Consider the following 12,698-nt stretch of genomic DNA (forward strand, 5'->3'; position numbering starts at 1 on the left):
CTGACCGGCACGTTTTAAGCCAAAACACCAAATGCGTACCCAATAATACCTACTGCGAATAAAGCAAAAATCAGAGCGATTGCGTTCACTTTCTTTTTCAGTAGCCTCATACATAAAAAGGTCAATAATAGTGGTAAAAGTCCGGGCATCAATTGATCTAAAATCATCTGAACGGTCGTAATAACCTCTTTTCCATCCGTTCCCACATATCTTGATACCACCAGCGGCACATTCAGGGTGGTCCATTTGGAAACAAGTGCGCCCATAACGAAAAGCCCCAGTATGGAAGCTGACTCCGTGAGTTTTTGCAACCGGTTTCCCGACATATCGGAAACAATCTCCGTACCTTTGTGATAACCGTATTTCAGACCGTACCATTTCGTTGCCAAGCGTGCAGTGTTAAAGAGAAGGAAGAAAAGAACCGGTCCGACAAGGCTACCGGATAAGGCGATTGAGGCTCCGAGTGCAGCCAGGACCGGGCGTAAAGTCCCCCAGTAGATGGGGTCACCCACTCCCGCAAGAGGTCCCATTAAACCGATTTTGACTCCACTTATAGTGGCATTGTCAATCGGCTGGCCGCTTGCTTTCTGCTCTTCCATCGCAGCCGTTACACCCATAATAGGCGCCGAGATAAACGGTTGAGTGTTGAAAAATTCCAGATGTCTTTTCAATGCCTCTTTTTGATCTTCTTTCTTGCTGTACAGCCGCTTAATCGCAGGGATCAAGGTGACACAGAAACCAATCGACTGCATTCGCTCAAAATTGAACGAGCCTAACAGGAAGCATGAACGGACAAACATCTTATTTAAATCACTTTTAGTCAGCTTCTTTTCTTTCATAGTGCTCTCCTCTCCCTTCAGGTAGTTACTATAACTCTTCAATTTCTGCCATCTTCTCATTACGCTGGTTGTATTTTGGGCTCAACTGGATGTAAAGCAGAGCCAGAACCGCGCCAATGACCCCAAAACCAACCAGATTAATGTTGGTAAAAGCTGCAATGACAAAGCCCAGAAAGAAGAATGGCATCAGGTATTTGGCTGCCATCATATTAATGACCATTGCATACCCTACGACTACGATAAAGCCGCCCGCAATTTGTAGTCCTCTTGTGATAACCTCCGGAATTGCGTTAAGCATAGCAGTCACCAGGCCCGTTTCTGCGGCAACTGCCACCAAAACGGCCGGCAAAGCAACCCGCAGACCTTGCAAAAGTAAGGCAATAAAGTGACATAGCTCAATTCCTTTGAAATTTGCAGATTCCGCATACTTATCAGCTAAATGCTGGAAGAAGACAGTAATCGTCCTGACAAAAATGGTAAGCACTTGTCCGGCGGCTGCAATTGGAATCGCAACGGCAATTCCGGCGCCGATTGATTGATGGCCGACGATGACCAAAATGGTTGAAACCACGCTGGCTAGAGCAGCGTCTGGTGCCATGGATGCTCCTACATTCATCCATCCCAAAGCCATTAATTCCAGAGTACCGCCAAGTATAATACCAGTTTTGAGATCGCCAAGGACAAGGCCAATCAACGTACACGCAATCAGAGGACGATGGGTTTGCCCTTCATCCAGAACGCTACCCATGCCACATATGGCCGCTACCAGTGTTACCATCACTATTTGAAAAACAGTCATTTCTATAACTCCTCTCTAGTTGTCGCCTGGTATTTACGATCACAAATTCTGCAGTTTGGTAATCAAGTTGATTTTCGGATCACTGGCTACTTTTCTGATTTCCAGCTCAATGCCTTTTTCATGCAGCTTACGAAATGCATCTACATCCTGTTGGTTTACGGATACCGCCCCGGTAATCTGTGTCTTTCCTTCCTTAAAACACATTCCTCCAACATTCACCGAGCGAATGGGTACTCCCCCTTCCACAACCCGCAGTACATCCGTAGGGTTGGTAAAGAGAAACAATGTTTTAAAATCACTGTATTTGGGGTTATTATAAGCCTCTATCGCTTTGTTAATCGTTACGACATACGCCTTAATTCCAGGCGGCGATACCTGAAGCAATAAGGTTTTGCGTAATGTATCCGCTGCGACTTCATCGCTAACAGCGATAATCTTGTTGCACTTCGCTTCTTTCACCCAAACGGTCGCCACCTGACCGTGAATCAGACGGTCATCAATACGAACTAATGCAATTTCCATTCTATAATTCCTCCTCTGATTGACTGTTTCGAATGGCACGAAAAGACATCATGGAATCGTGCCCCGCATGGATCGCTAGATTTACCAAATTCTCCACTTGTTCAATCCCTCTGTTTGCAAGAAGGTCAACGATCATTGGCAGGTTTACTCCTGTCACAATATCCATTTTTTCATGGTTAACCGCAATTCGGCTGGCAGCATTATAAGGACTGCCGCCGAATAAATCAACAAGGAAGATGACACCGTCCGTCCAATCCAGCGATGCCAACGCAGCCTTATATTTCTCTACAAGTCCGCTGACACTTTCACCTGGTTCAAACGTAACACCTACCACATTATCCAATTGGCCGAAAACCATTTCTGTTGACCTCAGTATTTCTTCAGAAAATTTCCCGTGTGTCCCAACAATTACACCGATCATCTGTCTCACCCCCTTTGTTTCTCTCCACATATATCTATAATGCAAGTTCTGTGCCAAACATCTGTATAGATCAGAAAAAATTTGTAAACAACAAAAAAACCCCCGTTGTGTCGGAGGTTTTTTCCAGTCTGAACAGATCATTATTTATCAATCCCCACTGCTTTCATACACATGTGAAAGCGTTTTATACTCTTTGGCCATTACTGTTGAATAAAGTTATATACTTCGCTCAACATTTCGCAAATATAATATTTTTCGTCATCAGAAAGTATAAGATTCATACCAGAAACAAATATGCTGCATGAACGGTTTACCACCTCAAATATGCGCTGGTCGAGCTGTTTTACTTCCCCCTGATAAACAAGTCCATCGCGAATAACCATGCGTTCCAGCGCATAAGCTGTGTGAGTAGAAATTTGGACTTTTGTTGCATAATCAAATTTGACTTCCAATCCAAGTTCCAGCTCTTGCACAAATCTCATCACCATTCCCAGAATTTTGTGGGGATTCAAATAAGTCATAAATTCTTTCAGACTTTCCTCGCATAACTCCCTGACGACTACACTTTGATCCACAGCAGGGATCTGTTTGTTATTCAGCAGTAGCTCTCTCAATGTCTGCTCACCGCTTGCTTCAATCAGCTTTTCCAAGGGAATAAACGGGATTTCCGGCTCGCTTGGCCGTTTTACTCCAATCACGGCAAGAATTGTTCGCTTAGACCGCATATCCTGGACCACTTTATCCAACTCCCTTACGCTTGCCGGGACAACCAGTATTTCCTCATCCGTCAAATCGCAGACAATTTTCTCCACAAACTCTTTCAATTTGACCGCTGCACCTTTGCCGGAGGAGCAAACCGTCACAATTGCCTTATGAACTACTTTCACTGCGGCGCTGCTATTGTTATATCCCCTGAAATCCTTTAGCGATTGGTATATCTCCTCTATCCCCATGTCAAAAACACTGGCCTTTCGGACAGCCTCCAGCGTGAGCGGAGTTGAAACCATATCAATGGTCTTTACATTGATTCCAACACGTTCCATAATGGTTTCTTCAAGATTGAGCAAAGAGCCCATATCAACCAGCAGCAACACGCCTCTACCACGGTCAATGCTCTTTACTTTATCGATAATAAGCTCCAAAATTTCCCTAGGACTGACATCGAGGGGCATATCAACAGCGCAAAGATTAGAACTGCCCAGCAAGCTGTCTACGACGCCGACGATGCTGCTCGCTGTACTGGTGCCGTGTGCCGCCACAATAATTCCCACACTACCCTGTCGTTCCTCCTCAACAGATTTTAGAAGAATCGACATATAAGTTATTTCGGCCTCCGGCACATGTACACCGAACTTAGACTCGATCAAACTTTTGATAGTCTGGGCCAGTCTGTACTCTTCATCATGGTCATTCGTCGGTTCATAGATTCGTGCATCACCGAATTTTTTCTCTCTGGTGCGCTTGAAAAAGGCGCTTAAATGAAGACTAAAAGCATACACGAATCTCTCGCTGTAATTTCGGTTTAGTTCTTTTTTGGCCATTTCCTTAATCTGCTCGGAGAATTCAAGGATGTCTATGTCCACAATTTTCAGAATTCGTTCCCTGCTCCCCTTGGTGTTATAAAAACGGTTATAAAAGCTTTTAATATGGATATTGACATCCGTAGCAATAAATCTGTGGATGTAGACGTCGTCGAGCCCTTCTTCCTTCAGCATGCCAATCTTGTCTTCAATTAGTTTGTAAAGGTTAAACGGCAGCTCGGAAACAACCTCTTCATCCAAAGCTTTTCTTCCTTCTGGAGTAACGTATAGGGACGAGGAAATACCTCCCATTTCCTTCATCTTATATTGCGTTTTATCAATATTAAACAAACCATCTCGGATATTTCCTGGCAGGTTTTTAAAATCAAGTCCTATTTCTTCTTTGTTTTCATGTATGCTGTTTAAAAACCCTTTCGCGCATACCAGCTGGATGTTCGACTTTAGCTGGCCGATATTGCCGTAGGTGACGCTGCCGATCAGAGCTCTTACTACCTCTGGTTCTATCCTGATCGGCTTGTTTACCCTATTGGCCTCGTTAGCAAACAAATACTTCAAAATCAGCATTTGCTCCTCAATAGCACGTTCCTGAAGGGAAGGGATATTGATCGTGATGGGTATGCGCCTAATGAAGGTTTTCAGCATGGATGATCCGGGATCCTCCGTCGTAGCTCCAATCAATAATACACTCGCGTCTCTTTTTCGATCCGTTTCACCCAATTTGTTATAGGTGTGAGTATCCATGAAATAGAAAATCATTTCCTGGCCTTCCGGGGGTAAACGGTGAATCTCATCCAAAAACAGGATGCCTCCGTCAGCTTTCTCCACCAGCCCTGCTTTTTCATGATCAGCGCCTGTAAACGCCCCTTTAACGTGACCAAAGATGTGGGAAAGTAGCAACTGGGGGTTATTGAAATAATCAGCACAGTTAAAAACGATAAATGGCGCATGCTCTGAAAACCGCTTCATATACTTGCCATAATGGTACATCAACCTGGCAAACATAGTTTTTCCAACACCAGTCTGCCCGACTATCAGTGTATGCAGACCTCTAGGAGGATACAGAATCGCTGCCTTCCCCTGCTCAACCTGGTTACGCATGCTGCCCCTGAAACCGATCAAGGCATGGAACGGATCGACCTGTTCGTCAGGCAGCAATACCTCTTTGATGCTTTTGACCTCAATTTGTTTCTCTTTCAGCCGAACTCGAAAGGTGTCCTCGATAATCTGCTTGTGCAGAAACCTGACCGGTCTTCCTTTGATTTTAAGGATTAGATCGTCACGCAGCAAATTATTCAACTCTTTGCTCACATTGTTTCTCAGCATCTTTTGATCATCAGCAATTTCCGCAGCCGTAATCCCTTCCCCCGCAAGTAAAGCCTCTTTGGAAATTTTCTTGGTGCTTTCGGCAATATACTCTAAAATCTTATCTATTCGTTTCAACTGTATCCCTCCAGCCTGAATCAGTTATTGGAAATTGATTTCAACCTGCTTATTTAGGGAACAGAATATGGTTTTTCAGCGCATAAGCTACTCCATCCTCATCATTCGAAAGAGTAACGGTGTTGGCAGCAGCTTTGACCTCAAGGGGAGCATTTTCCATGGCAATGCCAAGTCCCGCAAAGGCCAGCATGTCGATATCATTGTAGTTGTCACCAATAGCCAGACAATCGCTTTGTTTCAGTTGGTACTCTTTTAGCAGAATTTGAATGGCTGCGGTTTTGGAAGCCTTTTTTGACATGATTTCCAGATAAGTAGGCTTGGATAAGTAGAGATTTACTTCTTCGCCGTATACGGGTTGCAATACTTGAACGACGCGGCTGATCTCTGCGGGATCACCCATGCACAAAATTTTACTGGTTCCATCAGTTTCTTCTCTCCAACCATTGGTAAGCTTAGAAAAACTATAAATGCGAGGCTCGATATTGGTGATGTCACGTTCTTGAAGCGCCCATGCATCCAATTGCTCAATATACCACTCATCATCCTTATACAGGCTTACGTGAAGATCATAGGCAGCCAGGCTGTCAAGCAAACGCTGTGTCATTTTCTTATCTATATAACGGGTGTTCAGCTTGTTCCCATGCCTATCTATAACAAGTGCCCCACTGTAGCATATGAGAGGCTCAGAAATACCAAGATGCTTCTGCAATGGAATAATTGCTTTTGGCATTCGCGCAGAGACAAGAACCACTGGAATCTGCTTATCATTTATAACCTGGAGAATGGTTTCTTTGGTTGCTTCCGTGATTTGATGCGCCGAGTTAAGCAGCGTCCCGTCAATATCAGTGCAGACAATTTTATAAGTTTCCATAAATGATTCCTCCAGCTCCAGTGTATTTTGTTATTCAATGAATGAGTATACAAGAAAGATAGTGTATATAACCAAAAATGCAACACACATAATAACTGTTACTTATTACGATAAGCTTTGACCATGTGTATGAACCGTTTCTATCAGATAAAATTACTCGGTAACGTTAACATTTAGGCAGGATAATAGCATAGGCTTAGAGAAATAGATCTTTCATAAATGACAGACTGTGAATTTGTACTGGAAATGTACAGAAAAGGAGTTTGAATAAGTCAATGATACGATATGGATTACAACAAGAACAAGGATTCAAGCTGGTTATGACGCCCGAATTACGACAAGCAATCACGATCTTGCAATATTCTTCGGCTGATTTAATATCCTATCTGCATGAACAGGCGAACAATAATCCAGTCATTGATTTGCCGGAGTTTAATATGTCCATAGGCAGTATCAAAGAAGAAGCAGAGCGGTTTTCACAGAAAGATCAAGGAGAGCTGCTTGAACATTATCGTGGCGGAGAAAAATATCCATCGGTCCAGCGAGCAACCCCCGTTACATTTCTAGATTTTGTCCCCAATCCGAATGATACCCTGTTTGAACATCTGAACAGGCAGCTTGGACTGGTAAGTGGGCTTACAAATTCACAGCGTATGGTGGCACGGTACCTCATTGGCAATTTGAATGAAATGGGATATTTAGAACTTGATGTTCCAACAATCGCCTCACTATTGGACGTTCCCATAGCCGAAATTGAGGATATGCTCTTGGTGATACAGTGTTTTGATCCACCGGGGATCGCCTCTTACAGCTTGGAAGAGTGTCTTCTTCTCCAGCTCCAGCTTGCTGGCATGGATGATGACTGCATAGTCAGAATGGTAAGCAACCATCTGGCCGATCTGGCGAACAATCGGATACAAAAAATTGCGGATGCTCTTGAAATCGGTAGGCGAGAGGTTATACAGTTGGCCGATCGAATTCGCAAGCTAAATCCATGCCCGGGCGCAACATTTGCTCATAAAGAGCAGCAATACATCATAGCAGATATTACGGTCGAAAAAGCCAACGGCGAATATCTTGTCCTGATTAATGACATTAGTGCGCCGCGGGTTGAGATCAACCCTTTTTACCGGCAAATGATGCAGGATCTACCGAATAATGAAACCAAACGTTTTATCCACGAGAAGATGAATACGGCAAAATGGCTGATCAATAGCCTGAAGCAACGTCGGCTGACACTTCTACGGGTTGCCAAGGCCATCGTGGAAAAGCAGCAGGATTTTTTTGAGCATGGCGTGCATTTCCTCAAACCAATCACCCAAAAGGAGATTGCCGAAAAGACGGGCTTACACGAATCCACGGTCAGCAGGGCGGTCAGTAATAAATTTATACAGACGCCTCGCGGATTGTTCGAACTTAAATTCTTCTTCACTTCCTCCTTGACGTCAGCGGACGGAGACGCTGCTTCATCGGAGAGTGCAAAAAAGCGTATCAAAAATTTGATAGATGATGAGGACAAGCGAAAGCCGTTATCGGATCAGGCTATTACCACCCTGCTGGGAAAGGAAGGTCTGCATCTATCACGCAGAACCGTGGCGAAATATCGGGAAGAACTGAGATATCTTTCTTCTGCCAAAAGAAAACAGTTTGAAGTTTAAATGTCTAAGGGCAGCGCTCACATATCGAAAAAAATTAATTATAGGCAGCCAATCTTTTAGTGCTCATTTCGGCCGCCTCTTTCTCTGAAAGTGGCCGGTGCAGCAAGACAGGCACCGTCTCAGGAAAGCTTTTATGCAACTCTCGCTGATACCAGTATGCGACCGACAAATAGTGGTTCGATTGGGAGTTACCATAACCATGTTCTTGGCAGCGGTCTGATCCGCTCCGCTGTTCACTCTTTTGAAATCAAAGCTGGGATGTTGGTGTTCATCTTGAACTAGGATATTTTAACATTTGAAACGCTTCCAACTTGCTGTAAGAAAAACGTCAGTCATTAGATCCATACTATGAATCGATCGAATGAGCTGATAATTTCACAATAAAATCATGTAGTTTCGCCTTGCTTGAAGACAACGGGGAGACGATACACTTGCTTATCTAAAGTTTCACCTTCGATTTTCTTATAAAGCAGTCTGATTGTCAGACGTGCCATCTCCTCCACTGGCTGCCTGATTGTAGACAATATCGGATGAAAATAAGGATGATCCTGAATCCCGTCATAGCCGATAACCTTTACATCCTCTGGAACGCGAATGCCCTGCCTGCGTGCTCTTTCTATATAGTTGGCGGCTAACATATCGGTAATAGCAAAAATGCCGTCCACATCGTGATGCTCATTTAGGAACTCGTTAAAATAGGCATCGTCGTCCACTAAAGGGTCGGGCTTCTCGTATACAACATAGTCTACACCTAATTTTTTCGCCTCATCAATGAAACCTTTTCTTCGATTCATGGTTTCACTGAAAACGGAAGTGACGCTTCCCATAAAAGCCGGTTTCTGGGCTCCCACTTTAACGAGCTCCCTCAAAGCCAGACGCCCTCCCTCATAATTATCGGAGGTCACACAGGTAATTTTTTTGTTGAAGTGCCTATCAATACTTACAATCGGAATGTCATTACTTATGCTATTCTCTATATCATTGTAAGTAATGCCGACAATACCAGCCACTTTGTTTTGCCGTAGCATATCCAGATAATACAGTTCCTTTTCGGGCTTGCCGCCGCTATTACATAACATGAGCTTAAAGCCTTCCTGCTCCAACTCATCCTCAATGTAATAAGCCAGTTCAGAAAAAAAAGGATGCCAGATACTTGGAAGCAGCAAGGCTACCATCTTGGATTTCCTCATCTTAAAATTTCGAGCGACTTCATTAGGAAAATAATTCAGTTCTTGTATAGCTTCCTCCACTTTTCTGCGTGTATCTGGTTTTACAGAGCCCGAGTTGTTAATAACTCGGGATACAGTTCCTACAGCTACGCCAGCTAAGTTAGCTACATCTTTAATACTTGGCATCTCCCTCCCCCTATCTCTCTTTATGAAAATTATAATAACACTAAGATGGAAACGTTTCAATTTTTTTGATGCTCTTTTTTTGCTGACGGTTTTCATGCTTTCTAAAGAATGTCGTCGCTTTAATGAAGCTCTATTGTCAGTTGTATGCGGATCTTGAAAAAACAAGGCTTTTGATGAAAATTATCATTAGAGAGAACGGTTAAAATCAGTATCAATTTTTGTTCCTGAAATATGCCTACGCTTGCTCAAGTATTCTCTCCAGTACATCCGTCAGAAAAATGATTTGCTCCTCGATCTTGCCCTTTTCATGCCAACCCTGCTTATGAACTGGTAAGCGCCCGGTCATCATCAGTCTACGGGGGAGCATTTTTCTTTCAAAAAACAATACCCTCTCTCCCCCTCATTGTACAGAAGGTAAGATGTTGGCGCAGCCTCCGTGCTGCTTAATATAGCTAACCTGATGGACGTTAATGCTCGATTCCTTGGGTGCCCAGTTTGCTCACGACGCACGATGCTAAAGGAATCGTCATCCCTTAATGAACCACTTTTCGTTTAGACGTACATATACATCATGATATTGAACACTATAGTCCGTGATAACTTCCATGCCCTCTTCATCCCTCACCATTTTTATCTGAGAGAATACAACCTTCCTTGTATTGATCATTACAAAAATTGACATATGACATGAAAATAAGTAGTATAGTTAGAAACATTTATGCTATAAAAGCGCCTTTCTCATCCCCCCCTTTTTAAATTCCTGATCCTACCTATTTTAAGGAGTGAAATGCTATGTGCGCACGAACGCTAAAAACGAATACAAGGAATGTAATCAGCAACTATTGCAAATGGATCTCAGTTGGTATGATTTTAACTTTCACGGGAAGCCCGCTTGCATCCGCCGCTCCTTCACCCTCATCCTCTAGTAAAACTAGTGAATCCGCCTCCTCTCTAGTCACATTTCAATTGCAAGAGGCTACAATTGCTCAAATGCAGGAAGCGATGAAGTCAGGAGCACTGTCAAGTGTCGAGCTCACCACCCTGTACCTTAACCGGGTATATGCCTATGATTCTAGTGGCATTCGACTGAATTCCATTCCTGTTCTGAACCCCGACGTACTAAAAGAAGCTGCTCAGGCTGATCAACTAAGGGCACAAGGTATTAAGACCGGGCCTCTGCAAGGCATCCCCTACACGGTTAAAGATAGTTACAAGGTTAAGGGACTCACTGTCGCTTCTGGATCTCCGGCTTTCAAAAACTTGATGGCAAAGGAGGACGCCTTTACAGTAGATAAGATACGCAAATCCGGTGGAGTGTTAATTGGTAAAACCAACATGCCACCAATGGCAGCAGGTGGAATGCAAAGAGGCGTTTATGGCCGTGCTGAAAGTCCGTACAATCCAGATTATTTGGCTGCAGCCTGGTACTCCGGCTCCTCTAACGGATCTGGCGTGTCAACGGCCGCCAACCTCGCTGCCTTTGGTATGGGAGAAGAAACAGTATCCTCTGGAAGATCACCAGCATCTAACAATGGTTTAATTGCCTACACGCCATCACGGGGCTTAATCTCCATTCGGGGGAATTGGCCGCTTTTCCCTATACGGGATGTCGTTGTCCCACATACGAGGACTGTCGAGGACATGCTCCGCTTGCTTGACGTTATTGTTGTAGAGGATAAAATCAACAAGGGTGATTTCTGGCGAGAACAGAAAGCCGTTCGCCTCCCTTCTGTCAACAGTGTCCGTCCCAATTCATATCTAGAGCTGCGAAATACTCAAGCTTTGAAAGGCAAACGCATCGGTGTTCCGAAAATCTATATCGGTAAGGACCATGAAACTACAACTCCGATCAAATTTAGACCTTCAATACAAGCATTATGGGAAAAAGCTGTAAAGGATTTAACTGCCCTTGGAGCTGAAGTAGTGGAAGTTGACTTTCCCTTGCAAGTGAACAGCGAAAAGGATCGGCCAACAGCAAAAACACCTGAAGAACGTGGTCTGATGCCGGCAAAGTGGAGTGAAAAGGAATTCGGGCTGCTTAATCCCTATGCAGCTGAGGAATTCCTTAAAAGTGTGGGCGATCCGAAATTCCCGTCATGGGCTAATATAGACCCTGCAACCGTCTTCCCGAATCCGCCCGGTTCGGTAGATGCCAAACGTGGCAGAGACCTTGGCCACTATGACGTATTTATTGAAACCATAAAAAAAGGCGTCACCCCTTACGAACAAATTCCTCAGTTTCAAGAAGGACTACGGGGGCTTGAAAATGTACGAAAGATTGATTTTGAAAATTGGATGAAGCAAAACAACCTTGATTTTATTGCATTCCCGGCAAATTCGAATATCGGCAAAGCTGACTCCGATGTGAATGAAACATCCTATGAGGAGGCTTGGGAGAATGGCAACTATTTCTCCAATACGAATTTCATTCTACGCGAGTACGGGATCCCAAGTGTATCTGTGAGTATGGGCGCTATGAAGGATACCGGAATGCCCGTTAATCTGACGATGGCAGGCGCCGCATACAGTGATAATGACCTGCTTCGTTACGCTTATTCCTATGAGCAAGCGACCAAAAACCGTCCTATTGCTGCACGCACGCCAGCGCTTGAGGATGAAACCTTTTCCTATAACCCGCAAACTGCTCTCCCACCCTCTAAACGCAAGGAAACAGGAGCCCCTGAACTTAAGTTGAATGCTTCGATCACGGATGATGTTCTCGCTTTGGAAGGTTCAGTCACAGATCAAAGCGATATCGCACAGCTTAAAGTTTATGTCAATGGCATTCGTGTCGTTATTACAGAAGATAAAACCAATTGGTCAGCAACGCTTCCAACTACTAAATACAAACAGGATGGTGCCTCCCAGGCCGATACGCTGCATATTCTCGTGCTGGCTAAGGATATTTACGGAAATACCTCTGCTCAAGTCAAGTCTGTCACTTTACCCCAATAACGTAGGACATCATAGAACTCACTTTTGGATTTTGTTGAATAAAAAAATTCGGTGTGTCTTCCTCTGCTGCACGCATAAATTAGATCATTATAAATAATCACACAGCAGCACAAGAGATTTAGATCGGATCAGCTATGTATAAATCATTGTGTTGATCGCAGCAAGGGAAACCATTGATAACTCCTAAAGGTTCCTGATTATTGTTACACATTAAATAATGTGTTTTTTCGATCATCAAATAAATAAGTTCTTAAAGTATTCCCCCCAAAAATTAAAATCAGTTGATTTTTTTGGGGA

General features: G+C 43.8%; 10 protein-coding genes. 2 read left to right on the forward strand and 8 right to left on the reverse strand.

Translation table 11 applies throughout. The features are described 5' to 3' along the window. Positions 1-14: 14 nt before the first annotated feature. From manZ to NSQ68_RS13035, 6 genes are all read right to left on the reverse strand, one after another. A complete protein-coding gene (gene manZ, locus NSQ68_RS13010; protein WP_039276319.1) occupies positions 15-839 on the reverse strand; it encodes a PTS mannose transporter subunit IID in 825 nt (274 codons plus the stop codon). Between the two features lie 28 nt (positions 840-867). Continuing rightward, entirely contained in the window at positions 868-1,638 is a 771-nt protein-coding gene (locus NSQ68_RS13015) for a PTS mannose/fructose/sorbose transporter subunit IIC (protein ID WP_039276321.1), read from the reverse strand. Positions 1,639-1,677: 39 nt separating this feature from the next. After that, on the reverse strand, positions 1,678-2,160 hold the full coding sequence (locus tag NSQ68_RS13020) for a mannose/fructose/sorbose PTS transporter subunit IIB (protein WP_039276323.1): 483 nt from the start codon (positions 2,158-2,160) through the stop codon (positions 1,678-1,680). Between the two features lies 1 nt (position 2,161). Continuing rightward, positions 2,162-2,581, reverse strand: a complete 420-nt coding sequence (locus NSQ68_RS13025) for a mannose/fructose/sorbose PTS transporter subunit IIA (protein ID WP_342426170.1) — start codon at positions 2,579-2,581, stop codon at positions 2,162-2,164. A gap of 200 nt (positions 2,582-2,781) precedes the next feature. Next, positions 2,782-5,562 carry a sigma 54-interacting transcriptional regulator gene (locus NSQ68_RS13030; protein WP_342426171.1) on the reverse strand — a complete coding sequence of 927 codons (2,781 nt, stop codon included), beginning with the start codon at positions 5,560-5,562 and terminating at the stop codon, positions 2,782-2,784. A gap of 49 nt (positions 5,563-5,611) precedes the next feature. Beyond that, positions 5,612-6,433 carry a Cof-type HAD-IIB family hydrolase gene (locus NSQ68_RS13035; protein ID WP_342426172.1) on the reverse strand — a complete coding sequence of 274 codons (822 nt, stop codon included), beginning with the start codon at positions 6,431-6,433 and terminating at the stop codon, positions 5,612-5,614. 275 nt (positions 6,434-6,708) lie between these two features. On the opposite strand from NSQ68_RS13035, the gene rpoN reads away from it, so the two are divergent. Continuing rightward, positions 6,709-8,091: an RNA polymerase factor sigma-54 gene (gene rpoN, locus NSQ68_RS13040; RefSeq protein WP_342426173.1), complete on the forward strand. Its 1,383-nt coding sequence runs from the start codon at positions 6,709-6,711 to the stop codon at positions 8,089-8,091. A 386-nt stretch (positions 8,092-8,477) separates the two neighbouring features. Here the strand turns inward: rpoN and NSQ68_RS13045 are convergent, their stop codons facing one another. Next, positions 8,478-9,446, reverse strand: a complete 969-nt coding sequence (locus NSQ68_RS13045) for a LacI family DNA-binding transcriptional regulator (RefSeq protein ID WP_342426174.1) — start codon at positions 9,444-9,446, stop codon at positions 8,478-8,480. A gap of 235 nt (positions 9,447-9,681) precedes the next feature. Then, the gene (locus tag NSQ68_RS13050; protein ID WP_307345099.1) at positions 9,682-9,831 is read right to left on the reverse strand and encodes a hypothetical protein; all 150 of its coding nucleotides are present in this window, start codon (positions 9,829-9,831) and stop codon (positions 9,682-9,684) included. A gap of 407 nt (positions 9,832-10,238) precedes the next feature. Between NSQ68_RS13050 and NSQ68_RS13055 the strand changes: the two genes are divergently transcribed. Further along, positions 10,239-12,401 carry an amidase gene (locus tag NSQ68_RS13055; protein ID WP_342426175.1) on the forward strand — a complete coding sequence of 721 codons (2,163 nt, stop codon included), beginning with the start codon at positions 10,239-10,241 and terminating at the stop codon, positions 12,399-12,401. Positions 12,402-12,698 lie beyond the last annotated feature (297 nt).

The sequence above is a fragment of the Paenibacillus sp. FSL L8-0158 genome (genome assembly GCF_038592965.1).
GTDB classification, from domain to species: domain Bacteria; phylum Bacillota; class Bacilli; order Paenibacillales; family Paenibacillaceae; genus Paenibacillus; species Paenibacillus polymyxa_D.